Source organism: Amniculibacterium sp. G2-70, assembly GCF_014353055.1.
Classification (GTDB): domain Bacteria; phylum Bacteroidota; class Bacteroidia; order Flavobacteriales; family Weeksellaceae; genus Amniculibacterium; species Amniculibacterium aquaticum.
On sequence record NZ_CP060698.1, the window covers coordinates 1,124,010 to 1,149,936 of the forward strand.

Here is a 25,927-nt window from a genome sequence, read left to right on the forward strand (position 1 = left end):
AAATCTATTTTAAGCTTGATATTCTAAAATCGTTTTCCTAATAATAGCGATACAATCCATCAATTGCTCCTCGGTCATCACCAATGGCGGAGCAAAACGAATGATATTTCCGTGTGTAGGTTTTGCAAGCAGTCCGTTGTCTCTTAGTTTCAAGCAAATTTCCCAAGCAGTAGTGCTTTCTGGCGTATCGTTGATGAGAATGGCATTCAGCAGACCTTTGCCACGAACTTTGGTGATCAGGTTGGTTTCTGAAATTAATTTTTCAATTTCAGATCTGAATTTCTGACCTAAAACCTCTGCGTTTTCTGCCAAGTTTTCATCAACCACAACATCCAAGGCTGCGATTGCAACTGCACAAGCCAAAGGATTTCCTCCGAATGTAGATCCGTGCTGTCCCGGTTTTATCACATTCATGATTTCGTCATTTGCCAAGACGGCCGACACCGGATACATCCCACCCGAAAGTGCTTTTCCTAAAACCAAGATATCGGGTTGTACATTTTCATGATGACAAGCAATCATCTTTCCTGTTCTGGCAATCCCTGTTTGTACCTCATCGGCAATAAAAAGAACATTGTACTTTTTACAAAGTTCGGCAGCACCTTTTAAATAACCGGCATCCGGAACATAGACTCCGGCTTCACCTTGAATGGGTTCTGCTAAGAAAGCAGCAATATTTTGCGCATCTGTTTTTAGTAATTCTTCCAAAACTGGAAGGTCGTTGTACGGAATTTTTTCAAATCCTGGAGTGAAAGGCCCGTAATTTTGATTGGCATCCGGGTCGTTGGAAAAAGATACAATGGTTGTGGTTCTTCCGTGAAAATTATTTTCGCAAACGACAATTTTCGCGGCATTTTCGTTGATCCCTTTCACTTCGTAGCTCCATTTTCTAGCTAGCTTTACGGCCGTTTCTACCGCTTCGGCACCAGAATTCATCGGGAGAACTTTATCAAAACCGAGCATTTCGGTAATTTTCTTTTCGTATTCGCCCAATTTATTATTGAAAAATGCTCTTGAAGTTAATGACAATTTTTGTGCTTGACCAACCATGGCCTCCACAATTTTTGGATGTGAGTGCCCTTGGTTAACTGCAGAATATGCCGAAAGAAAATCGTAATATCTTTTCCCTTCGACATCCCAAACAAAAACACCTTCGCCTTTTTCCAAAACAACTGGAAGAGGGTGGTAATTGTGTGCTCCGTATTTATTTTCTAAATCTATGAAATAGGCTGATGTATGTTGGGTTTCTGTTGCTGACATTTTTGTTTTATTTTGCACAAATTTAGTGAAATTTCCTTCAAAATATAAATAAAAAAACCGCCTAAAAACAAAGGCGGTTAAATATATTCATTAAAATATCTTAATGATTTTCGTATTTTCTATCCATTTGGAAGTCCTCCATAAACTTGGTGGTATAATTTCCGTCCAGATAATCCGGATTTTCCATCAATTGTCTGTGGAACGGAATGGTCGTTTTCACTCCTTCAATATAAAATTCTTCCAAAGCTCTTCTCATTTTAAGAATGGCTTCTTCACGAGTTTGCGCCGTTGTAATCAACTTTGCAATCATCGAATCGTAATTGGACGGAATTGTATATCCTGAATACACATGCGTATCTACACGAACTCCGTGACCTCCGGGAATGTTCAGGTTGGTGATTTTCCCTGGGCTTGGACGGAAATCGGCATACGGATCTTCTGCATTGATTCTACACTCGATAGAATGCAATTTTGGATAATAATTTTTTCCAGAAATAGGATGTCCGGCAGCCAATAAAATCTGCTCACGAATCAAATCATAATCCACCACTTGTTCCGTAATTGGATGCTCTACTTGGATTCTGGTATTCATTTCCATGAAATAGAAATTTCTATGCTTATCTACCAAGAATTCGATAGTCCCAACACCTTCGTACCCAATAAATTCAGCAGCTTTTACAGCAGCTGCCCCCATTTTCTCACGCAATTCATCCGTCATGAAAGGTGAAGGAGTTTCTTCGGTAAGTTTTTGATTTCTTCTTTGTACAGAGCAATCTCTTTCGGAAAGGTGACACGCTTTACCAAATTGGTCTCCAGCAACTTGAATTTCGATATGTCTTGGCTCTTCAATCAGTTTTTCCATGTACATACCACCGTTTCCAAATGCGGCAACAGCTTCTTGGATTGCCGACTCCCAATGATCTTTTAGGTCTTCTGCTTTCCAAACGGCACGCATCCCTTTACCACCACCACCGGCAGTTGCTTTTATCATCACAGGATATCCTACCTTTTCAGCAGTCTGAAGAGCATCTTCATACGACTCCAACAACCCATCAGAACCCGGTACACATGGCACTCCAGCTTCTTTCATGGTTGCCTTAGCGTTTGCCTTATCGCCCATTCTTTCAATTTGCTCTGGCGTTGCTCCAATAAATTTTATTCCGTTTTTCTGACAAATTCTAGAGAAATTAGAATTTTCTGACAAGAAACCGTAACCCGGGTGGATGGCATCGGCATTGGTAATTTCTGCCGCAGAAATGATATTAGGAATTTTAAGATACGAGTCTTTGCTCATTGCAGGTCCGATACAAACTGCTTCATCTGCAAATCTTACATGTAAAGAATCTTTATCTGCTGTTGAGTAAACCGCAACTGTTTTTATTCCCATTTCCTTGCAAGTACGAAGGATACGCATTGCAATTTCGCCACGATTGGCTATTAATATTTTTTTGAACATCAATTAGAAATTTTAAATTATAAATTTTGAATTTTAAATTATTTTAAACGAAAAAGCTTCATTTAAAATTTATAATCTTTAATCTAAAATTACTATGATGGATCTACTAAGAATAATGGTTGATCGTACTCTACAGGAGTTGCATCATCTACCAAAATTTTCACAATTTTTCCAGATACTTCAGATTCAATTTGGTTGAATAGCTTCATCGCTTCGATAACGCAAACCACTTTTCCTGAAGAAACTTCATCACCTACATTTACAAAAACATCTTTGTCTGGAGACGGCTTTCTATAGAAAGTACCAATCATTGGTGATTTAATCGTCACAAATTTACTGTCATCGGCAGTTGCGTCTGCAGTTGCCGAAGGTGCTGCTGGAGCAGTTGCTGCAACCGGCGCTACAGCTTGTGGTGCCGTTTGGTACACGGTCGGTTGTGGCACATAGCTCACTTCGTTCCCACCAAGTGGAGTTTTGATGGTTATTTCAAAATCTTTGGTTTTGTATTTTACTTCAGATACTTCAGCTTTAGATACAAATTTAATAAGGTTTTGGATGTCTTTAATGTCCATATAGTCGTTTTTATTAATGCCCAAAGATACCATTTTTTTACAAAAAACAACAAAAAACCACTCAAAAATGATTATTTCGAGTGGTTTTTGTATAAATAAAGGGTTTTTACCGCTTTTCTTACTCTTCAGTAGATGCTACCTCTTTTTCCAATACTACTTTACCTTTGTAGTAAAGTTTTCCTTCATGCCAATGCGCTCTGTGGAACAAGTGTAGTTCACCTGTTGTTGCATCTTTAGCCAATTGTGGCGCCACTGCCTTATAGTGGGTTCTTCTTTTGTCTCTTCTTGTAGATGACTGTCTTCTCTTTGGATGTGCCATGTCTAATAATTTTAATTGATGAGCGATGAGATTCATCATCTCATCATATTTTTAAACTATTTAATTTTTATTTTTAAACTGTTTCAATGCTTCCCAACGAGGATCTATTTCTTCTCGTTGCTCTTCTTCTATAATTTCATTAACACTGAACTTATTGAGAATTTCCAAATCTTCGTCTCTCAGATTGGGAGAGATTTTCTTCATTGGAATGGCAAGGGTTACATTTTCGTAAACCACTTGCGAAATATTGAAGGCAAAATCGTGCTGAGGAATGGTGATCACCTCTTCGTTGCTATCGTCGTATTCTTCTCCAAATTTCACCAAAAATTTTGCTTCATTTTCTATTGGGCAATCAAACGATTCGTTTGATATATCACAAACCAGCTCTACCGTCCCTGAGGTTTTCACCCAAAATTCTAAAAAGGTAGAATGTTTATCCAACAGCACATCTGCTACAATCTTTGGATTTGTAAATTCTTGTTCAGTATCAAAAAGTTCAAAGAACGATGTTCCTATCTGGAATTGAAAGTTGTGTTTTCCTTCTTTCAACCCGGAAAAGCTCACCTCATAGTTTCTTAATTTGTCCATAAAATGAGTGCGCAAAATTACGCTTTTTTTTTAATTTAACAAATGTTTTAATATTTTTTATCTAAGAAATAAACCTTACCTTACAGCAAAAGGTTTAATCCTTGTTGAACTGTTACTTATCCAATGCCGACAAATCCTCATCAACACCGGAATCTTGTTGGTTTTTCTTCACCCTCAATCGTCCTTCGGACAAGTCTTGATATTCTTTTCTGTTATTAAAAATAGAAATCCCGGTAAAGACAGCTTCCAAAAAACTTTGTTCATCGGCCAAATTTTTTCCGGCAATGTCATACGCCACACCATGATCCGGAGAAGTTCTTACGAAAGGCAACCCGGCGGTATAATTAACACCTTCTTTGTAGGCTAAGGTTTTGAAAGGAGCCAAACCCTGATCGTGATACATGGCCAAAACAGCATCGAAATTTTTATATTTTTCAGGCTGAAAGAAACTGTCTGCAGGATAGGGACCAAAAGCCATAATTCCCGATTCGAACAATTCTTTGATTGCCGGCTCTATCACTTCTATTTCTTCTTTCCCAATTACCCCGCCATCTCCAGCATGTGGATTGAGTCCCAAGAGTGCGATTTTGGGTTTTTGTATGCAGAAATCTTCAATTAAACAGCGGTTAAGTTCTTTAACTTGTTTCTTAATTTTTTCTTTGGTGATATTTCCTGCCACTTCAGACAGTGGGATGTGGTGTGTAGAAACGGCTACTTTCAGATCGTCGGTCACCAAAAACATCAAGCCTTTTTTTCCAAATTTCTCTTCCAGAAAACCCGTATGTCCGGCATGTTTGAAGCCGTTCTTCATCATTTCATCTTTATTGATGGGCGCCGTTACCAATACATCAATATCGCCGTTCATTAATGCTGTCGTGGCCGCTTCTAAAGAATCTATCGCCATTCTGGTCGATTCTTCGGTAGGTTTTCCCAGATCCACATTCACATTGTCCTTCCACAAGTTCACCATATTCAGTTTTCCATGTTGGGCCTGTCCAGCTTCGGTAATATAATGAAAATTCAGGTTGAGTTTGAAAATATTCTTTTGGTAGGTAAACAATTTTCCTGAAGCAAAGATTACGGGTGTGAAGAAATCTGTAATCTCTTTATCCTTCAATGCTTTCATGATAATTTCTGGGCCTATTCCATTGAAATCGCCTACAGAAATACCTACTTTTACCTTATGTTGCTTGTGATCGCTCATGGTTCAGAATTGTTTTACCTATTAAAAATCTCACAAATGTACTGTTTTTAATCCGAATTATTTAGAATCCAAAAATTAGAAACTAAATTCTAAAAAACCAATTCAGAAAAGGGTCAACAAAAAAGGGACAACAAAATTGTCCCTCTCAGTTATTTATACATTTTTAGAAATTACATATTTCTTCTGTACTTACCTCCTACTTCGAAAAGTGCGTTGGTAATTTGTCCTAAAGAACAGAATTTCACGGCTTCCATCATGACTTCAAAAAGATTTTTTTGGTTGATGGCTGCCAATTGCAATTCTCGTAACCATTGGGTTGTCAGTGCATCGTTGGACTGTTGGAAGTTGGTCAAACTCTCGATTTGCTGTTGTTTTTCCTCTTCTGTAGATCGGATAACTTCTCCCGGAAGCACCGTTGGAGATCCGTCTTTACCTAAGAAAGTATTCACCCCAATAATCGGATATTCGCCGGTATGTTTCAGCATTTCGTAATGCATAGATTCTTCTTGGATTTTGGATCTTTGGTACATGGTTTCCATTGCTCCCAAAACCCCTCCTCTTTCGGTAATTCTATCAAACTCTGCATAAACTGCTTCTTCCACCAAATTGGTCAATTCTTCGATGATGAAGGAACCTTGAAGAGGATTTTCATTTTTCGCCAAGCCCAATTCTTTGTTGATGATCAACTGTATCGCCATCGCCCTTCTTACCGATTCTTCGGTTGGGGTCGTAATTGCCTCGTCGTACGCATTGGTATGCAAAGAGTTACAGTTGTCGTAGATTGCATACAAAGCCTGAAGGGTCGTTCTAATATCGTTAAAATCAATTTCTTGAGCATGAAGGGATCGACCTGAAGTTTGAATGTGGTATTTCAGCATCTGACTTCTTTCATCGGCTCCGTATTTCAGTTTCATGGCTTTTGCCCAAATTCTCCTTGCTACCCTTCCGATTACGGCATATTCCGGATCAATTCCGTTGGAGAAGAAAAAGGACAAGTTCGGTGCAAAATCGTTAATGTCCATCCCTCTGGCTAAATAATATTCGACATAGGTAAATCCGTTTGCCAAAGTAAATGCCAATTGAGAAATCGGGTTAGCACCTGCCTCGGCAATGTGGTAACCGGAAATGGAAACCGAGTAGAAGTTTCTCACTTTATTCTCGATAAAATATTGCTGAACATCCCCCATCAAACGAAGGGCAAATTCTGTGGAAAAAATACAAGTATTCTGAGCTTGGTCCTCCTTTAGAATATCAGCTTGAACCGTACCCCTAACCGTTGCTATGGTTTGATATTTTATTTGGTTGTAGGTTTCTTCATCCAAGATTTCGTTACCGGTCAATCCTAACAATTTAAGACCCAATCCGTTGTTGGATGCAGGAAGCTCTCCGTTGTACACCGGTCTTTTCAGACCTTTGTCGTCGTATTTTTCTTTAAGTTTGGCTTCAATCTTCGCTTCTAATTCGGCTTTATTTTCAGCTTGAGCTATGTATTTTTCGACATTTTGATCAATAGCAGCATTCATGAAAAATGCCAACAACATGGGAGCCGGTCCGTTAATGGTCATGGAAACCGAAGTAAGCGCATTTACCAAATCAAAACCGGAATACAATTTTTTGGCATCGTCTATCGTTGCGATGGACACTCCGGCATTACCAATTTTCCCATAGATATCCGGCGGTAAAGCTGGATCTTGACCGTATAAAGTTACGGAGTCAAATGCTGTCGAAAGTCTTTTGGCAGGCATTTCTGCAGAAACATAATGGAACCTACGGTTGGTCCTTTCCGGTCCACCTTCTCCGGCAAACATTCTTGTAGGATCTTCGCCCATTCTTTTGAAGGGGTAAATTCCTGCGGTAAATGGAAATTGACCCGGAACATTTTCTTGCCCTTTCCAACGGATAAGGTCTCCCCAATCTTGGAATTTTGGCAAGGAAATTTTAGGAATTTTCAGGTGCGAAAGCGATTCGTATTTGGTTTCAACCTTAATCTCTTTTCCTCTCACAAAATAAGAGTATGCGTCTCCGGACATTTCTTCTTTAAAGTTTTTCCAACCTTTTAGGAAAGCTGTATTTTCTTCTGAAAGATCTTTTTTGGTTTTGATGAAAACTTTTTCTAATTTTTCTTGAGTTGGCAAGTCGTCATCGATCAAGACTTTAGCCCCATCGATCAAATACATTTTCTTAGCGATTAGCGCTTGGTTCTCCACCTCTGCATCGTAGATACGGTTATTTTCTACAATTTCAGAAAGGTATCTCACCCTTTTTGGTGGGATAATGGTTGAGTCGTCCGACACATTTTGTTCAACATATTCGCCAAAAGACACGGCGTCATCTCCATATTTCGCCTTGATGGTCTCGTTAATTTTCACCACCAAAGAATTGTACATATCCGTTGTCCCCCAATCGTTGAACTGCGAAGCTTTGGTTGCAAAGACCGGCATCTCATCCAACTTTTTATCAAACAAAGTATGATTTCTTTGGAATTGTTTCCTCACTGCTTGCAATGCATCTAGGGCACCTCTTTTGTCGGACTTGTTCAGCACAACAAGATCGGCATAATCCAACATGTCGATTTTTTCCAATTGGGTAGATGCACCGTATTCCGGAGTCATTACATAAACAGAGACATCGGCAATTTCGGTAATTTCCGAACCGCTTTGTCCAATACCGGAAGTTTCTAAAATAATGATGTCCGGATGTGCCAATTTTAAAACATCCAAAGCCGAATGAATGTGTGGCGATACCGAAACATTATTCTCTCTGGTTGCCATAGAGCGCATATAGACCCTTGCATCGTTGATGGAGTTCATGCGGATTCTGTCGCCCAACAAGGCTCCACCGGTTTTCTTTTTAGATGGATCTACAGAAATAATGGCAATATTCTTATCCGGATTGGATCTTAAAAATCTTCTTACGACCTCATCGGTTAGTGACGATTTTCCTGCGCCACCCGTACCGGTAATTCCGATGATTGGGATTTTGGAATTTTTTGTTTTTTCTTTTAATGCGGCAACCAATTCCGGTTTTTCTTCGGAAAAATTTTCAACTGCAGAAATGACTTGGGAAATGGATTTGGCATTGTCAAAAGAAATGGCATCCAAGTCGGCTACAGAAATTGATTCTCCTGTTGCAAAATCGGATTTTTGCACCAAATCGTTGATCATGCCTTGCAGGCCGAGTTCTCGACCATCGTCGGGAGAATAAATTCTATCAATCCCGTAATCCATCAAGTCTCTGATTTCTTCCGGTAGGATTACTCCGCCTCCACCGCCGAAGATTTTTATTTGTGACGAGTTTCTTTCTTTTAAAAGATCGTAGATGTATTTAAAATATTCGTTGTGTCCCCCTTGATAAGAAGTTAGAGCAATGGCGTTGGCATCTTCTTGGATGGCGGTATTCACCACTTCTTCGGCAGACTTATCGTGCCCCAAGTGGATGACTTCGCAACCTGTAGCTTGCACCATTCTTCTCATGATGTTGATGGCGGCATCGTGACCGTCGAAAAGTGCAGCGGCAGTTACCACTCTCACTTTATTTTTAGGATCGTATTTTGTAGTTTCCATAAATGATATTAGAAAATTGAGAATTTGCCAAATATAATTATTTAAAAAATAATATTTAATCGGATGCTACTCACTGCATATCAGTACATTAGCGATAACTTTCTTTTTATTAAAACAACAAATTATGCTTTGCGCATGACTTTAACTTGAATATTTGGGTAAATTTGTAAAAATTTAGAATAATGCAAAAAGCGATATTGTTTTTCATCATTGGGACGGTGGGCAGTTTCATGCTCAATTTTTATTATTTTGGAAGCCAAGGGTGGCTTTTGGACTTGTATTATGGCGCTGCTTTCGGATTGGGTTGGGGATTGTCCTATTTTGTTGATCACCCCGAATGGCCTTTGTCAAAAAAATTAGGAATTTCTTTCATAGGAATAGGTCTTTTGGTGACGATCGGATTGATCCTTTTTGATTTTGTATTGGCCGTACCGGCGATCATCAAATTTTCCACCGTTTTTGTGGCATACTATCTTATAGCCAGTTTCAAGGAAAGCAAATCGCTGAGACAGTAATTTTTGATTGTATCCATGGAGGTAGAGAGAATAATATTGGGCATAGACCCCGGGACAACCGTAATGGGTTTTGGGATAATTTCTGTAAAAAAAAATAAAATGGATCTGGTATCCATCCACGAATTGATTTTGAAAAAATATCCCAATCATGAAACCAAGCTAAAATATATTTTTGATAAAACCCTAGCATTAATCGACGAGTACCACCCGGATGAAGTGGCTTTGGAGGCGCCCTTTTTCGGCAAAAATGTACAGTCGATGTTAAAGTTGGGTCGTGCACAGGGAGTTGCTATGGCGGCCAGCTTGTATCGCGATGTCCCGATAACCGAATACTCGCCAAAGAAAATAAAAATGGCCATTACCGGCAACGGAAATGCCAGTAAAGAGCAAGTTGCGGGAATGCTGAAAAACCTTCTGAATCTGAAAGAATTTCCCACAAAATATTTGGATGCTTCCGACGGCTTGGCGGTGGCGGTTTGCCACCATTTCAATTCGTCCAACACGCTGACGGATAAAAAATATACCGGTTGGGAAAGCTTTTTGAAAGACAACCCCGATCGGGTGAAGTAGCAAAACTAATAAAATTTGCTCCGTCTTTCTCTTTTGAATTTATGCTTTCTACTCAATTCTTATTGTTTATGGATACGCGAGGGGTTCATAACAATCAATTCAAAATTTTAACAACTGACCCTCAATAATTTACATATAATTCACCGCTGTACATGGTAAAACATAGTACCGCACTTTACTTTGGTCTAATTTATGCAAGACTAAAAATCATCAACCTAAAAGCAAGCCATGAAAAGCAACACCAACAAAACACAAAATCGGATGAATTGGTTTCAGCACAGTCTTTTGATCTGTTCCGGTGGCAACATCCATATTTTAAAGAAAACACCCAGCGAATGGAACAAGTTTGCCGGAATTGGCGGCATCGTCCTGTTCACAGCGGTATTTGCAGCACTCTCCTCTTTTTATGCCATTTTCACCATTTTCGATGACTTATGGATTTCCCTTGGCTTTGCCCTTCTTTGGGGTTTAATGATTTTTAATCTGGATCGGTACATTGTTTCGTCCATCAAAAAAACAGGAAGTTTCTGGAATCAAATACTGATGACCATCCCGAGATTTATATTGGCGGGATTTCTAGGAATCGTAATTTCTAAACCTCTGGAGTTAAAAATTTTTGAAAAGGAAATTAACAAACAGCTCAACACCATCATCGAAAGGAATAAGAAACAGTTGCAAACCGAGATGAATGGAAGAATCCTGCAACAATCCGGACCTTTTGAAACCGAAAAAAAACAAATTCAACAAAAAGTAGCGGATTATCAAAAGTCGTACGACTCTGCAGCTGTAGAACTGGAAAAAGAAATTTTAGGTACAAAAACAGGGCTTACTTCTGGTAAAATCGGTTATGGATCCAATGCCAAAAGAAAGGAAGAACTGAAAGAAAAAAGAAAACAAGATCTCGAAAATTATCAAAAACAAACGGCTCCTCGATTGGAATATTTGGACAAAGAAATATCGAAAGTCTATACCAACATTGAAACCGAAAGGACGAAAACCGACAAAACTGAAGATCGCTTCAACGGTTTTGCAGCTCGACTGCAAGCTTTGGACGAGTTGGGCAAAAACTCAAAAATCATGGCTGTAGCTGCAATGTTCATCATGGGACTCTTCATCACTTTGGAGATTTCGCCGGTGCTGATAAAATTAATTTCATCGGTGGGTCCTTACGATTATCTTTTGGAAAAGACCGAAAACGACTACCGTTTGTATTCGAAAGAAAAAATAGAGAAAGGAAATTTTGCAACCGACAAAAGAATTGAGGACTACAAGTCCAAGTTTTAAATACAACAAAAGGCTTGGTTTTTGCACCAAGCCTTTTGTGTAAATCTTACCCGAACCCGAGAAATCTAAATTTTGAATTTGATGTAGGTAATGGTTTTTCCTTTTGCCGAGAAAAGTCCTTCGTAATAGGTCTGTATGTCTCGCAACAACGGGGTTCCCGGCTCATATTCCGGAGCTCCATAGATGTCGTGATGTGCAGTGATAATTTCATAGCCCAAACCTTGTAACAGGCCAAGTGTGTAGCCGTGCAAAAATTCGGAATCCGTTTTTAAATGTATGGTTCCGCCAGGTTTTAGAAATTTTTTATAACGGTTTAGGAAATCCGGATGGGTCAGTCGGTGCTTGGTTCTTTTGTATTTTATTTGTGGATCCGGGAAGGTAATCCAGATTTCGTCCACTTCATTTTCCGCAAAGAAACAATCGACCAATTCTATTTGTGTTCTCAGGAAACACGCATTGCCCATGTTACGGGTATGCGCTTCTTTGGCTCCGAACCAAAATCGTGCTCCTTTGATGTCTATTCCTATAAAATTTTTTTCAGGAAAAGCCTTTGCCAACCCAACGGTGTATTCGCCTTTTCCACAACCAAGCTCTAAGACTATGGGATTATCGTTTTTAAAAACCTTCTCTCTCCATTTTCCTTTCAGTCCATAGTCGCCAAGTGCTTCGTCTCTTGTTGGCTGAAATACATTGGGTAAAGTTTTATTTTCCTCGAATCGTGCTATTTTATTTTTTCCCATAACTTATTTTAAAAACGCTGCAAAAGTAAGAATTTTATACGGGTTGAATTTCATTTGACCCTACTCGGCATAAAATAAATAAAAAATCCAAGAAGAATTCTTCTTGGATGGCGTTTATCATTCGCATTGTCCGTTTATTTGGGATTGCTCAAGCTGACTATAATATTTTTTTGAATGGTTTTTTGTGAAGAATACTGGGCACCGCACAACAAACTGGAGAACAAGTAGCTCCCTTTCGGGATCACGATGGAGTTTTCGCTATGTGCAGCAATGGGAAGCCTGTATTTGGTGTACCCTACACCTTCTATTCTCATGATCATATCGCAGTCGGACTTGTTTTCGATCATTACAATAACTTCTTTGCTACTGGGATCGTTGTCGAATAATTTATTCAACAAGCCTACGGTTTTTCTTTTGTGCTCTTCTGGAGACTCGTTCATCAACATTTTAAATTCTTCGGCTTCGGAACTGCTCATCATGACTGTTGATGTTGATGTGTTTACTGAACTTTTGGAAGCCACATTAGGTTGAACAGAAGGGACATACGCTGAAGAACTTTTCCTATTAAAATCTTCTTTAGCAGCGGCGAGGGTTGCTTTGTAGGCTTCAGAATTTTCTATAGATTTTAGATCTTTATCGGCTTTTTCTATTTTCGCCAATGTTTCACCTTTTATGGACTGGTTGTATTTCCCACTTTCAATCTCAGCCAATTTTTTCTGATAATATTCAATCTGTTTCTTTTTGATGTTGGCATTCATCTCTTCAAATGAGATTTTTGTTGATGGTCGTCTTTTCAACATCGCTAATTTCTCCTGCAAATCAGGAACCCTTTGATCCTCTGGACTTGCTTTTTTCAGATAATCGTTGATAAGGTTGATCAATCGTGGTTTCATGACTGATCGTTTAGGATCGTCCGGATGCGCATCCCTAAGGAACGCATCAATTTCATAGATGCTTTTGCTGTATAATATTCGACTGTAATCTTTCATTTTTTGCTGCGCAGATAGGGACAATCCCATTCCCAAAGCAATAAGAAGCACTATTTTCTTCATTGAAATTCTAAGGTTAACGATTAAAAATTTGATTTCTCAAATAAAGTCACAAAGATACTTTTCTTTCAAGAATTATTCCACCAATTTCATCAAATTTGAAGATTTTAATCGCTTTTGATAGATGGGATGGTACTTTTCTATATAGAATTTTACCCCTTCATAATTTCCTTTTTGTACAAAAGGCTGTAGATTTTCCGAACTGTAAACAAATTGTAAAAAATTGTTGATGAACTCTTTTGGAATTTTTAGTTTGATGAAATAATCTTCGCCTAAATAACTCTGAATATTTTGGATGGCAGCATTCATCTTTACATATTCTTGGTAGCGCTCTTTCTTTTTTCTTTCACCAGAAATAATATCGTAAATACTCTCCAAACTAAAGCTTAGACCTCCATTGGCAAATGAAGCTACAGGAAGCTGAGGCGAGAGTCCATTGCCTTTAGGTCTCGGCAAGCCAATCATCCGTTGAATCTCTTCATTGTGATCCTTCTTTTTTAGACTGAGCACATCTTTTCTAAGATTACCACTGGGCCTAAAGCTTCTGAGTTTTACTTCTTCTATATCGTAATAATCGACTTTGAGTTCAATAAAATTTTTAGAATTATTCAGGATTTCTTGACTAATTTTCAGATCTTTTCTTTCGGTAACCATGGAAGTAAAACGAAGCGTCTCCCCTAGTTTTCCTTCGATACTAAACCTACCATTATAATCGGAAAGCACCGTTTTCATGGTGTTGATGTTGGTAACATACACTTGGTTAAGGTACAACACGGAATGGTCTTTCAGATACAGTTCTCCTTGTACGATTTGAGCTTTTATGCCCAACACCATTAAGGTCAGCCAAAAAACGAGTATTCTCTTCATAAGGTGACAAAAATACAGACATTTTCTTGGGATTAAACACCGTGCAAAGTCCTAATGGCGTTAAATTTATATTAAAGTTTGATAAAAAATCTTAAAGATTTTCTACGACACGAAATTATTGAAAATATAGGTCAAGATTTTTTTGTCATTTTCTTCCAAAGTGACCTTTCGTCTAGACATGGCAATCTCTGCAACCTCGAAAGCTTTATTGATGGTGAATTTTTCGTCTCCCTTCATGCCTCCCCAAGAGAAATGCTCAACCACATTTGGTGGAAATCCGGATTTGAAAATATTGGCCGCTACACCAACAACAGTACCCGTATTCAGCTGAATATTGATGGCAGTTTTACTATGATCTCCCATAATAACTCCACAAAACTGAAGCCCGGTTTTTTCAAATTTCTCACTTTGGTAACTCCAAAGTTTCACTTCCGAATAATTGTTCTTCAGGTTAGACGAATTGGTATCCGCACCCAAATTGCACCACTCACCTAAGATGGAGTTGCCCAAGAAACCATCGTGCCCCTTGTTGGAATATCCAAGGATGACAATATTGTTGACCTCACCACCCACTTTAGACTTTGGACCAATCGTTGTTGCCCCATAGATTTTCGCCCCCATATTGATGATGGAACCCTCGCATAGAGCCAGACTGCCACGAACATGGCATCCTTCCATGATTTCAGCATTTTTTCCGATGTATATTTTTCCGGTTTTGCAGTTTAGTGTACTGTACTCCACCACGGCACCCTCTTCGATAAAAAGATTGGACTTTTCTCCCAAAAATCCATTGGTCTCGGACAATGGTTGCGAGGTTCTGTTTTTGGTGATCAGATCAAAATCAAACTCAATGGCTGCATTGTTTCTTGAAAAAAGATCCGTATGTTTTTCGAAAAAAAACAAATCTTCATGGATGTCGGTCATTTTCTCAATTTGATTCAACGAAAAATTATCCATGTTGATTCTGGCCGCCAAAAGCTCGTCTTTATACACCAAAGCTTCGCCAAACTTAAGATCTTTTATTTGCTCTAAAACCCCTTCGGTAGGCAAGAAATTAGGCACAATAAACAAAGCTTCTTCTTTTTTGGGAGCAGGATATTTATTTTGCAAATAATCTTCTGTGATGTAAGAACAATTTTCGATTTCTAGAAGGGTTTTCCATCTTTCAGAAAATGTTAAAATACCACATCGCAACTCGGCAACCGGTCGGGTATAAGTTAATGGTAAGAAATTGTTCCAATATTGTGCGTCAGAAAATACGATTTGCATGTTTTGTAGTTGGTTGATGGTTATGGGTTGTTGGTTGACGAAACACAGCTGTTGATTATGTGTTTTGAGGCAAAAATAACAAAAAAAATCTCTCGACAAGGTCGAAAGATTTTAATATTTTCTAAAAATTTCTCTAAATTACTTAGCGAATTTTTTGTACTTGTTCATGAATTTGTCAACTCTACCTGCTGTATCAACCAATTTCACTTTACCCGTGTAAAAAGGGTGAGAGGTAGATGAGATTTCCATTTTGATCAATGGATATGTTGCTCCTTCGAACTCGATGGTGTCTTTTGTTTCTGCAGTAGATTTGCAAAGAAACATCTCGTCGTTACTCATGTCTTTGAAAACTACAAGTCTATAATTTTCTGGATGGATTCCGTTTTTCATAACTAATTAATTTAAAAGATTAAAATAAATGGCTTTGAAATAGTAATGGATATTTCTCTGCTTAATTTCAGGTTGCAAAAGTAACCATATTTTTTATTTATGCAAAACTTTTTCACAAATTTTCACATTATATTTTTTGCATCTGTAAATTTATCCCCAACCTTTAATCTTTATTTTCAGAAAAGTTTATCTTTGGACTTTGTATGTCTATGGTTTTCCAATTCATAAAATCCGTATTCATCACACGCTAATACTTAAATGATATGAACTCGAAACTTATTGCTGCACTATTATTTTGGACAGGCTTGATTTTGTTTTCTTGCAATCGGGACGAAATCGAATTCGACACTCCCAACCAAGAACTCCGTTTTTCCAGAGATACCGTATTTTGTGACACGGTGTACAACCAGGTGCGCTCAGAAACCTATGCGGTAAAAGTGTACAACGACGAGGACAAGGACATCGTCATTCCTAAGATTGAATTGGGAAGAGGCGCAGGATCTTTGTACCGAATAAATGTGGATGGAAAATCGGGATTTGAGTTTCAAAACATCCCACTTAGAAAGAAGGATTCGCTTTACATCTTTGTAGAAATAGCACCGAAAGCCAACGGACCAGAAGCCATTGCAGAAGATCAAATCATTTTTACTTCTGGAGCAGCAACGCAGCATGTCACTCTGTTTTCTGTAGTTCAGGATGCCGAGTTTTTTGTACAAACCACTGCCAATCCGGTAAAAATCACCAGCAATACCGTTTGGACCAATGATAAAGCCAAAATAATCTACGGAAACCTCCAAGTTGAACCCGGTGTAAAATTGGACATCCAAGCCGGCTCCAAAGTGTATTTTCATAAAAATTCCGGGTTGAAAATCTCCAATTCGGCTCAGCTAAATGTGAACGGAACTTTAGGCCATGAAGTCATTTTCCGAGGCGACAGAAACGATACGAAGTACGATACCATACCTAAAAATTGGAACTCCATTTCTTTTGATGCCAACTCCAGCCTAAACATGAACTATGCTCGAATTTTTGGCGGCACAAGAGGTTTGGACATGAAACAAACAACGGCCAACATCAGTAACACCATCATCCATACTTTTCAAGAATACGGGATACACGCTGTTAGCTCGGTTATCGCTGCTAAAAATTTGGTCATGAACAATTTTGGAGACGCCGCTATCGGAATGTTCAAAGGTGGTTTCTTGGACATTACCCACAGTACTCTTGTCAATTATTGGGAACTCAACTCGTCCACAAATGCCTATTCTCTTTATGCCAGTAACGAATGGAAAAATCCTTCCGGCCAAATTGAATACGGAGCATTAAATTTGGATATAAAAAACTCAATTCTGTACGGAATACAAAATAATGCCGTGCAATTCAACGCTATTTCTGGACAGTCTTTCAATTATTCCATCACCAATTCTCTTTTGAAATACAGCGACACTGCAGGTTTTGGTTTCGATGCCAATCCTTTCATTGTCGGTTCATTAAAAAATCAAGATCCAGAATTTATAAATTCATACATCGAGAAAATGAATTTTAGGGTAAAACCCACTTCACCCGCTCGAAACAAAGGAAATCTAACGGTTGCTGCTTCCGTACCTTTGGATTTGGTAGGAAATTCTCGTTTATCCAATCCTACTTTGGGAGCATACCAATAATGATCTTTATAAAATATGGAAATTACACATTTGCAAAATCAAGTTGATGAATGGATAAAAACTGTTGGTGTCCGATACTTTAACGAATTGACCAACATGGCGATGCTCACCGAAGAAGTTGGTGAAGTTGCTAGAATTATTGCCAGAAGATACGGCGAGCAAAGCGAAAAGGAAAGCGATAAAGCAAAAGATTTGGGCGAAGAGCTTGCCGATGTTTTATTTGTCACCCTTTGTTTGGCCAATCAGACCGGCACCAATCTTCAGGAAGCTTTTGATCATAAAATGAAATTGAAAACCGAAAGAGATCAAAATAGACACAAAAACAATAGTAAATTAAAATAACTATTCTTGAATATACCTTGAAATGCTTTGAAAATGAACAAAGCATTTCTTTTTTTGTTGTAAAAAAAGAAAAAACAAAAGTCGCCCAAGTCTTCAATTTCCCTAATTACCTGATTTACAACACTTATATTTGTAAAGTATTTTACAATCAAATTACAAGTCATTTTCAACACGAATTTTGAAAGTGGATCTACATTTGTCTTGTTCAAATGAACCCAAAATTAAAACAACATTTAAAAACAAATTCAATTATTATGAAAAAATCATTGTTCGTAGCAGCCGTTGCTGCATTGGCTCTAGTAGCATGTAAAAAATCCGAAGCTGTAGAAACTCCATCAGCTACAGACTCAGCTACCGTTGTAACACCAGCAGTAGATTCTACAATTTCTGCAGCTGCAGATTCAGTAGCAGCACCTATTAACGAGGCTGCAGGTACCGTATCCGATGCTGCTAAAACTGCAGTAACCGATGTAAAAGATGCTGCTAAAGATGCAACTGCAGATGTAAAAGATGCCGCTAAAGGTGCAGCTAACGAAGTAAAAGACGCTGCTAAAGAAGTGAAAGACGCTGCAAAATCGGTAACAAAATAATTCTACTTTTAGTAAAACAGTTCAAGCACCCTCTAACGAGGTCACTGAAAAACCATCTTCATTTTGAATAAGATTTAATTTCAGACAAGAATTAAGAGCTTATTACACGACTTTAAAATCGGTAATAAGCTCTTTACATTTTTTGGAGTTCTAAATTTAATGGGTTTTGTAAAGCTTGTTTTGATTTAATTGGAGCTGAGTTTTAAAGATGATGATTTTGTTCTCTTTTTCTTAGATTAATTTCAGGATCCTCTTCAAATTGACTGCGAAAATAGCCAATGCTCCCTGCATTTGCATGTTTTCTATTCCATAAGAAGTGGCTCTTTTGTAACCATGAACATTTTTAAGTTCACTGTTTTTGGCTTCAATTTTATACCGGTGTTTCGACTTTTCTTTGTAATAATCACTTTCCTGAAAAGCCATCTGTTCTTGGTGTAATTCTGATTTTATAGAAACCGAGTAGGTTTTAGATTTTGCTCCGTCTTTGTAACAACCTTCTCTTAATGGGCAAACTTTACATTTTTCAACATCAAAATAATATACATCAGCTTGATTTTTGCCGACATTCTTTCTGTTCTGATGGGCTTTTCTGATGGCTAAATGCCCGGCAGGACAAACAAATCTGTCAGCATCCTTATTGTAATCAAACTGGTCTTTTTCTTTCCTACATCCTTGTGTAATGGATGGATTTAACTTTGCAACAATTTTTATATCCTGTTCGCTGGCAATTTTCAGATTTTCTTTTCCACTATAAGCCGAATCGCCAATGATGGTTTCCACTTCCATTCCGTTGTCTTGGCTCATTTGCAGTAATTTTGGCAATTCAGGCCCGTCTCCTTTTTCTCCCGAAGTTACCACTGCTGCGGTGATAATCCGCTCTTCACTCATCGCCAAATGTGTTTTGTAACCGAAAAAGGAACTGTCTGCGGATTTATGTCCGATTTTGGCATCCGTGTCTTTTGAGAAAGTTAGCTGTTCATCGGTGTCTTCGGCTGTTTCCCTCAAAAGATTTAATTTCTCTTTCACTGCCGGAATCTCACTTATTGATGGCTCATCTTCTATGCATTTTTCAAGTTCTCTACAATAAGCCAATTCTTTGTTCAGATCGTTTTCAGTATTCTTGACCGGCATTTTTGATTTGAAGTTTTCATCAAATTGATAAACCGTTTTACGAACTAATCTCGAACGCTCTCTCAGTACTTCTATGCTTGAAAATGGATTCGATCTAGATAAAGTATGTGTAGCGTCCACAATAATGGATCTGGATTTAATAATGCCTTTATCGATCGCTATCGTTACCGTTTTACCAATTAGAAGGTTCAACAAATCGGTATCTTTCAAGCGTAATTTCCTGAATTTTGTAAGTGAACTGGGGTTTATCACATCATCTTCGGGAGCCATATCTAAAAAATATTTGAAAGACATATCATAGCGGGAACGCTCTACCACATCTACATCAGAAACCGAGTAAATGCTTTTCAACAAAAGGTATTTGAACATCTTCACCGGACTTTCCGCATTGCGACCATTGTTCAAACAATACTTATTCAACAGTTCATCGTAGATGAAGGAAAAATCTATCAAATCATTAATTTTTCGAAGAAGATTTTCTTTCGGAACGATTAAATCATACAAATCGGAATAAGAACTAAACTGAATCTTTTGCTGTTGGACTAACATTCTTTATCTTTAAAAGACCTTATCAAGGTACAAAAAAAGGAGCTAAAATCCTAAGATTTCAACTCCTTCTTTTTCATATTTCCTGAAAATTCACTTTTTCAGTGATCTCCCTCTAACACAGGGTGCTTTTTTTGTTTTTTTGTAGATTTGTAAAATTGTTAATTCGAAATACAAAAGGATTCCATGGAATACAAACGCATTAAAAAATCAAAACTCCTTGCCAATCAATTTATTCGAATTAATGGATCCAAGAGCGAATCCAACCGATTGTTAATTCTTCAATCCTGCTTTGGAAATATCGACATCGATAATTTATCCGACTCCGAAGATACCATGCTGTTAAAAAAAGCCCTGGACAACGACTGCAAAGTAATCGATGTGCATCATGCCGGTACTGCCATGCGCTTTTTGACCTCCTATTTTGCAAGTTTAGAAAACGCAGAAGTGGTACTAACGGGATCCGAACGACTAATACAAAGACCCATTAAAGACCTTGTTGATGCATTGAAAACCTTGGGTGCCGACATCCAATATACGGACAAAAAAGGATCTCCGCCTTTGAAAATCTTTGGAAAAAACCTAGAAAAAAACCGTGTTAAAATAAACGCAAACATTTCGTCGCAATTCATCAGTTCTCTACTGCTGGTTGCCGGTAAATTGCAAAAAGGGCTAACCCTAGAATTGGTGGGAGCACTTACTTCTAGACCGTATTTGCAAATGACCGTAGATCTGCTAAAATCCATTGGAATTTCTGTAGATTGGTCGGGAAATAGTATAAAAATCAGCCCAAAAATCCCATCGGATACCGTATATAAAATGGTGGTAGAGAGCGATTGGTCGTCTGCAAGTTATTTTTATTCTTTGGCAGCCATTGGGAGAAAAGAAATTAGATTGGGAAATTTCAAACCAAATTCTTTGCAGGGAGATTCGAGATTGGTCGAAATTTATAAAAACCACTTTGGAATCAACACTCATTTTGACATTGAGAATCATCATATTATTTTAAAACCAAATGCGGATTTTTCTTTTCCAAAAAGCATAGACTTGGATCTGAACGACTGTCCGGATATCGCTCAAACGCTCTGTGTAACAGCAACTGCCCTTGGCATTCCATTCCATTTCAAAGGACTTAAAACATTAAAAATAAAAGAAACCGATCGTTTGGTAGCATTGAAAAATGAGCTTAAAAAAATTGGATGCAATGCCAACATTGATGACCAATCCATCGCATCTAATTCTTATTTTAAACCCGAAAAAAACAGTTCAATAGCAACCTATCAGGATCATCGCATGGCCATGAGTTTTGCACCTTTTGCCTTGGTTGGTGACATTGAAATTCAAGATCCATCGGTCGTACAAAAGTCGTATCCTAATTTTTGGACCGACCTGTCTAGAGTATTGAACCCTCTATAAATAAATGAATACATTAATGAAACAGAATAAAACCATCATCATAACTGGAGCCTCTTCCGGAATTGGATTTACACTCGCTGAATATTTTGGAAAAAAAGGACATAAAGTCTATGGCTTTAGTAGGAAAATTTCCGAAAGCCCATATTTTACCAGCATTTCCGTGGACATAACCGACAACGATAAAATTACAAAAGCCGTTGATGAAATTACAAAATCACAAGGTCGTATTGATGTTTTGATTAACAATGCCGGAATGGGAATGGTGGGTCCTGTGGAAGATACCCGCAAAGAAGACATTTGGAAATTGTTCAACCTGAATTTGGTGGGCGCTGTACAAATGATGTCGGCAGTACTCCCGGAAATGAGAAATCAAAAAACAGGTCAGATCATCAACATTTCCAGTATCGGTTCGGAGATGGGCTTGCCGTTTCGTGGATTTTATTCGGCTTCCAAATCGGCATTGGACAAAGTAACAGAAGCCGTTCGTTACGAAGTTGCAGCTTGGGATATAGAAGTTTGCTCTTTACACTTGGGAGATATTAAAACCAAAATTGCCGAAAACAGAGTGCAAACAAAAGTTTCGGAACCTTATAAAACCATTTACAACAAAGTATATTCTTTAATGAACGCCCATGTCGATACTGGCAATGAACCTTTGGAAGTGGCACATTTTATTGATGCCTTGCTGATGAAAAAATCATGGAAAGCTCATTATTATTTTGGTAAATTTGGTCAGAAAATTGGAGTGCCTCTCAAATGGATTTTACCACAAAAATTCTATGAAAAACTGATGAGGAAGTACAGTCAAATGGATTAAAAAATTAATTTATATTGAAACGGTTATTGCTTTTTATCAACTTGTTTTGGATGTTTTTGTTGTTCGGTCAACAGAACCGTTTTGTTTTGATTGATGTCCAAAATCAAAAGCAATACCTAAAAAAAGACTCTCTTTCTGCAGTGAAATTCTTGGATTCTTTAGCAGAGCACAAATACTATTTCGCCAAAGTTATTTCGGTTAAAAAAGAAGGAGAATCCACTACCATTTTGTTTGATAAAGGCGAAAATTACAATCGAGTTTTTGTTAAAATAAATCCCGAATTGGCCGCTGAACTGAACTTGAAACCGGAATTTGAAACGCAAAATCTGGATTCTCTTCGACAGAAAATTCACAATAAAATCTTCGATCAAGGATTTGTTTTCTCTCGTGTCAAAACCAAATATCTCGGCTTGAAAAACAAAACTCCAGAGGTTGAACTGAGTATTTTACAGCAAGATAAAAGAAAAATAAACGGTTTCGTCGTGAAAGGCTATGAAAAAGTTCCGAAAAGATTTCTAAAAAACCTGGAGAAAGAATACAAAGGATCGGTGTACGGCACGAAGAATTTGCTTTCAATACAAAAATCATTACAAAACCATCCTTTTGTACAGTTAGAGAAGCCTCCACAGACTTTGTTCACCAAAGACACGACCGACATTTATTTGTTTTTAAAGAAAAAAAAATCCAATTCTTTTGATGGCGTTCTTGGTTTTGGCAATGACAAATCCGAGAAGTTTACCATCAACGGCACTTTGGATGTACAGTTCAGAAACCTGTTCAACGGATTTGAAACGGTCAATGTTTTTTGGCAAAGAAACCCGGATAGCGGTCAAAATTTTGATTTGAAAGTCGATGTTCCTTTCGTTTTGGGCTCCAATGTCGGACTGAACATACAGACCAATATTTACAAACAAGACTCTACTTTTGCCAATTTCAAGTTCAGACCCTCGGTGTACTATCACCTGAGCAACAGACAAAAACTAGGACTAAGAGGCAGTCTGGAAACCTCCACCGTGAGCAATTCTGCTTTTTTAGAAGGAAAAGATTTCAACAAAAGCGGCATCGGTTTGTGGTACGAATTTACGGAACCCACAGAGATCGAATTGTTCAGACACAAAACCCACATCGCTGCAGAAGCTTCTTATGCATCGGTTTTTTATCAGGCTGATGATCTTAGTTCTACACAAAGCAATTACTTTCTTTCAGCCGAGAGAAATTTTGGGTTGAAAGGAAATCATTTCATAAATCTTCGTGGTGAGGTTGCCGGGATAAAATCCAAACTTCCGCTTTCAACCAATGAGCTGCTTCGTTTGGGCGGATGGAATTCATTCCGGGGCTTTAATGAAAGCTCTTTGTTGTCTAATTTTTACTATTTTGGAACAGCAGAATATCGTTATTTAATCGGCGAACAAGCATTTTTCGATGTATTTGGACAATATGGACAAATCACAAACGATGCATTGAGCACAAATACCAAAGTGTACAGTTTGGGATTGGGCTTCAATTTCTTTATAAAAATTGGCTTGATGAGTTTCCAAATTTCCAATGGAAATCCGGTAGGAAATCCAATGAAATTTAGCGATACCAAAATCCATTGGGGAATACTGAGCAAATTTTAACACTTCACGGTTCATTTATCCGTTGTTTTATTAAATGGCTAATTTTAACTCCTTATAGCATAGTTTATTTGAATTTAAACAATATGAACCGTTTAAATATTGATTAAATCATAAAATAGGTGTTAAATTTCAAAATTAAACATGGTTTAAAGGATTAAAAGCCCTAATTTTGTGCGATTTTTAAATTATAGAATACCTTAAAAATGAATAAAAAACAAATTCACAATTTTCATATTCCGGTGATGGGGTTATCGTACACCATCGACAGCCCTATTCGTGTGGCTCAATACGGAATATCGTCGGTAGTTTCCATTATCGATGACGAAATATTGGATAGGATGAGTGAGGTGTACAGTAAGAAATTCCATTTCCACTACCACCACATCACCCGAAAGATTGAAGATTACAGAGCCAAAAGAATTACGGCATATCTGGACATGATGGACAAAATTGTGAAAACAAAATTCGAAACCTTCAAAGAAGATATCTCTAAAAATAAAGCGGCATTGCAAGATTTCATATCCATGCTTCCGAGTACATCCGACTTGAAAGACGGTTTGCAACAACTTCTACATGAAACCAAAGAAGATCTTGCTGAAAGCATCAAATCTTTTGTGGACAAGCACATGCATCCTGGAGAGATTGATGTGAACATCATGACCAAAGTGGATAAGGATAATTTTGAAAAGGGAGTGCAACTCCCTGTGATTCATAACGATGCCCATTCTGCTTTACGAGGCTTTGGAAATTCCAACCTAAGATCTTCTCTTGTGCTTTCTGCTGGAATGAATCCGAGATTGTACAGCTACATGGAAGAGTTTGAAGATTTCTATCCCGATGCGGATGGAAACATCAAAAAGAAAATCATCTTAAAAGTTAGCGATTATCGTTCGGCCATAATTCAGGGGAATTTTTTGGCTAAAAAAGGACTTTGGGTTTCTGAATACAGAATAGAATCTGGACTGAACTGTGGTGGACATGCATTTGCTACCGAAGGCTTGTTGATGGGGCCTATTTTGGAAGAATTCAAACAAAAGAAAGAAGAGATAATCAATTCTGCTTTTCCTTTGATGACGGCTGCTTTAGAACAAAAAGGAAAGCCTGTACCTTCGGAAAAATTAAACATTAAGATTTCCGTTCAAGGCGGTGTAGGTACTGCCGAAGAACATGAATTTTTATTGGACAATTACGCTGTGGACAGCATTGGTTGGGGGTCTCCATTTTTATTGGTACCCGAGGCAACTTCTGTTGATCTAGAAACCAGAGAGCTGCTAAGAAAGTCCAAAGAAGGAGATTTTTACTTGAGTAACATTTCTCCTTTGGGGGTACCCTTCAATACCGTAAAAGGAAGCTCTAATGAACTGCTGAATAAAGAGAAAAATGACAACGGAAAGTACGGAAGTTCTTGCCCTAAAAAATTATTGGCTCTGAGTAAAGAATTTGGCCCTGAAGGAATTTGTACCGCTTCATCTAAGTTTCAAAAAGTGAAACTGCACGATCTTGAGAAAGAAAAAGAACATCTTTCGCCAGAACTTTATCAAAAGAAAAAAGATAAAATCACCGAAAAAGCATGTCTTTGTGTAGGTTTGGCCAACGCTTCTTATATGGATCACGACCTTAAAATTAAAGGCGAAAAACAAGGTGTAGTGGTTTGCCCTGGACCTAACTTGGCTTACTTCGACAAAGAAGTTTCTTTGAAGGATATGGTAGGTCATATTTACGGTACCAAAAATGTCTTGCCAGACGATAGACGACCGAATGTCTTCATCAACGAATTGAAACTGTATGTGGATTATTTGTCTAAGGAAATCGCTGAATTTACGGATGATTTGACCAAAAATCAGGTAAAAAAATGGCAGGCTTTCAAAGACAATTTGCTAAATGGCGTTTCGTATTACGAAGATCTGTTTGATAAGACCTCGTATTTCAAATCCAATTTCACCAAGATCAACCAACAGTTGAAAGAATATCAAAACAAGATTAAATCGATTGAAATCCCTCAATTGGGTTAGATATAAAAACTTATTTATAGCAATTATCCGTTCCTGATTGGGACGGATTTTTTTTTGCCTTCACTCGTGATAAAAGCCATTCGTGATAACGGATGTGTACAAAAAAAATCCGCCTCGAGAGAGACGGATTCTGTGTTTAAAGAA

The 25,927-nt window shown here is 38.0% G+C and carries 23 protein-coding genes; 10 read left to right on the forward strand and 13 right to left on the reverse strand.

Annotated elements, in window-relative coordinates; genetic code table 11:
- Positions 1-9: 9 nt before the first annotated feature.
- From rocD to H9Q20_RS05165, 7 genes are all read right to left on the reverse strand, one after another.
- Positions 10-1,260, reverse strand: a complete 1,251-nt coding sequence (rocD, locus tag H9Q20_RS05135; protein ID WP_187478442.1) for an ornithine--oxo-acid transaminase — start codon at positions 1,258-1,260, stop codon at positions 10-12.
- 100 nt (positions 1,261-1,360) lie between these two features.
- Positions 1,361-2,716, reverse strand: a complete 1,356-nt coding sequence (gene accC / locus H9Q20_RS05140) for an acetyl-CoA carboxylase biotin carboxylase subunit (protein ID WP_124639410.1) — start codon at positions 2,714-2,716, stop codon at positions 1,361-1,363.
- A gap of 92 nt (positions 2,717-2,808) precedes the next feature.
- Complete coding sequence (accB, locus tag H9Q20_RS05145; RefSeq protein WP_124639408.1) at positions 2,809-3,288, reverse strand: acetyl-CoA carboxylase biotin carboxyl carrier protein; 480 nt, start codon at positions 3,286-3,288, stop codon at positions 2,809-2,811.
- A gap of 118 nt (positions 3,289-3,406) precedes the next feature.
- The gene (gene rpmF / locus H9Q20_RS05150; protein WP_124639733.1) at positions 3,407-3,607 is read right to left on the reverse strand and encodes a 50S ribosomal protein L32; all 201 of its coding nucleotides are present in this window, start codon (positions 3,605-3,607) and stop codon (positions 3,407-3,409) included.
- A gap of 60 nt (positions 3,608-3,667) precedes the next feature.
- Complete coding sequence (locus tag H9Q20_RS05155; RefSeq protein ID WP_124639406.1) at positions 3,668-4,195, reverse strand: YceD family protein; 528 nt, start codon at positions 4,193-4,195, stop codon at positions 3,668-3,670.
- A gap of 112 nt (positions 4,196-4,307) precedes the next feature.
- Positions 4,308-5,399, reverse strand: a complete 1,092-nt coding sequence (gene pdxA / locus H9Q20_RS05160) for a 4-hydroxythreonine-4-phosphate dehydrogenase PdxA (protein ID WP_124639403.1) — start codon at positions 5,397-5,399, stop codon at positions 4,308-4,310.
- 170 nt (positions 5,400-5,569) lie between these two features.
- Complete coding sequence (locus H9Q20_RS05165) at positions 5,570-8,962, reverse strand: methylmalonyl-CoA mutase family protein (protein WP_187478443.1); 3,393 nt, start codon at positions 8,960-8,962, stop codon at positions 5,570-5,572.
- A 182-nt stretch (positions 8,963-9,144) separates the two neighbouring features.
- On the opposite strand from H9Q20_RS05165, the gene H9Q20_RS05170 reads away from it, so the two are divergent.
- The 3 genes from H9Q20_RS05170 to H9Q20_RS05180 all read left to right on the forward strand — a co-directional run bounded on the left by H9Q20_RS05170 (position 9,145) and on the right by H9Q20_RS05180 (position 11,331).
- The gene (locus tag H9Q20_RS05170) at positions 9,145-9,477 is read left to right on the forward strand and encodes a hypothetical protein (protein WP_124639399.1); all 333 of its coding nucleotides are present in this window, start codon (positions 9,145-9,147) and stop codon (positions 9,475-9,477) included.
- 15 nt (positions 9,478-9,492) lie between these two features.
- Positions 9,493-10,047, forward strand: a complete 555-nt coding sequence (gene ruvC / locus H9Q20_RS05175; RefSeq protein WP_187478444.1) for a crossover junction endodeoxyribonuclease RuvC — start codon at positions 9,493-9,495, stop codon at positions 10,045-10,047.
- Positions 10,048-10,275: 228 nt separating this feature from the next.
- The gene (locus H9Q20_RS05180; RefSeq protein ID WP_124639395.1) at positions 10,276-11,331 is read left to right on the forward strand and encodes a DUF4407 domain-containing protein; all 1,056 of its coding nucleotides are present in this window, start codon (positions 10,276-10,278) and stop codon (positions 11,329-11,331) included.
- Positions 11,332-11,396: 65 nt separating this feature from the next.
- Here H9Q20_RS05180 and trmB read toward each other — a convergent pair whose 3' ends face one another.
- The 5 genes from trmB to H9Q20_RS05205 form a co-directional block, all read right to left on the reverse strand.
- Positions 11,397-12,071: a tRNA (guanosine(46)-N7)-methyltransferase TrmB gene (trmB, locus tag H9Q20_RS05185; RefSeq protein ID WP_187478445.1), complete on the reverse strand. Its 675-nt coding sequence runs from the start codon at positions 12,069-12,071 to the stop codon at positions 11,397-11,399.
- Between the two features lie 134 nt (positions 12,072-12,205).
- A complete protein-coding gene (locus H9Q20_RS05190) occupies positions 12,206-13,123 on the reverse strand; it encodes a DUF6759 domain-containing protein (protein WP_187478446.1) in 918 nt (305 codons plus the stop codon).
- A 72-nt stretch (positions 13,124-13,195) separates the two neighbouring features.
- Complete coding sequence (locus H9Q20_RS05195) at positions 13,196-13,987, reverse strand: hypothetical protein (RefSeq protein ID WP_187478447.1); 792 nt, start codon at positions 13,985-13,987, stop codon at positions 13,196-13,198.
- A gap of 102 nt (positions 13,988-14,089) precedes the next feature.
- On the reverse strand, positions 14,090-15,256 hold the full coding sequence (locus tag H9Q20_RS05200) for a GlmU family protein (protein ID WP_187478448.1): 1,167 nt from the start codon (positions 15,254-15,256) through the stop codon (positions 14,090-14,092).
- A 138-nt stretch (positions 15,257-15,394) separates the two neighbouring features.
- Positions 15,395-15,646, reverse strand: a complete 252-nt coding sequence (locus H9Q20_RS05205; protein ID WP_048499968.1) for a type B 50S ribosomal protein L31 — start codon at positions 15,644-15,646, stop codon at positions 15,395-15,397.
- A gap of 263 nt (positions 15,647-15,909) precedes the next feature.
- On the opposite strand from H9Q20_RS05205, the gene H9Q20_RS05210 reads away from it, so the two are divergent.
- The 3 genes from H9Q20_RS05210 (at position 15,910) to H9Q20_RS05220 (ending at position 18,242) form a co-directional block, all read left to right on the forward strand.
- Positions 15,910-17,310, forward strand: a complete 1,401-nt coding sequence (locus H9Q20_RS05210; protein ID WP_187478449.1) for a hypothetical protein — start codon at positions 15,910-15,912, stop codon at positions 17,308-17,310.
- Positions 17,311-17,325: 15 nt separating this feature from the next.
- A complete protein-coding gene (locus H9Q20_RS05215; RefSeq protein ID WP_124639383.1) occupies positions 17,326-17,652 on the forward strand; it encodes a nucleotide pyrophosphohydrolase in 327 nt (108 codons plus the stop codon).
- A gap of 254 nt (positions 17,653-17,906) precedes the next feature.
- Positions 17,907-18,242, forward strand: coding sequence for a hypothetical protein (locus H9Q20_RS05220; protein ID WP_124639381.1), 336 nt, complete (start codon positions 17,907-17,909; stop codon positions 18,240-18,242).
- A gap of 231 nt (positions 18,243-18,473) precedes the next feature.
- Here H9Q20_RS05220 and H9Q20_RS05225 read toward each other — a convergent pair whose 3' ends face one another.
- On the reverse strand, positions 18,474-19,922 hold the full coding sequence (locus H9Q20_RS05225; protein ID WP_187477341.1) for an IS1182 family transposase: 1,449 nt from the start codon (positions 19,920-19,922) through the stop codon (positions 18,474-18,476).
- 183 nt (positions 19,923-20,105) lie between these two features.
- Between H9Q20_RS05225 and H9Q20_RS05230 the strand changes: the two genes are divergently transcribed.
- The 4 genes from H9Q20_RS05230 (at position 20,106) to H9Q20_RS05245 (ending at position 25,783) form a co-directional block, all read left to right on the forward strand.
- Positions 20,106-21,335 carry a 3-phosphoshikimate 1-carboxyvinyltransferase gene (locus tag H9Q20_RS05230; RefSeq protein ID WP_187478450.1) on the forward strand — a complete coding sequence of 410 codons (1,230 nt, stop codon included), beginning with the start codon at positions 20,106-20,108 and terminating at the stop codon, positions 21,333-21,335.
- Between the two features lie 16 nt (positions 21,336-21,351).
- Positions 21,352-22,152 (forward strand): SDR family oxidoreductase, encoded by an 801-nt coding sequence (locus H9Q20_RS05235; RefSeq protein WP_187478451.1) that lies wholly within the window; start codon positions 21,352-21,354, stop codon positions 22,150-22,152.
- 14 nt (positions 22,153-22,166) lie between these two features.
- Positions 22,167-23,771 carry a hypothetical protein gene (locus H9Q20_RS05240; protein ID WP_262385584.1) on the forward strand — a complete coding sequence of 535 codons (1,605 nt, stop codon included), beginning with the start codon at positions 22,167-22,169 and terminating at the stop codon, positions 23,769-23,771.
- 203 nt (positions 23,772-23,974) lie between these two features.
- Positions 23,975-25,783: a hypothetical protein gene (locus tag H9Q20_RS05245; protein ID WP_187478452.1), complete on the forward strand. Its 1,809-nt coding sequence runs from the start codon at positions 23,975-23,977 to the stop codon at positions 25,781-25,783.
- The last annotated feature ends 144 nt before the right edge of the window (positions 25,784-25,927 follow it).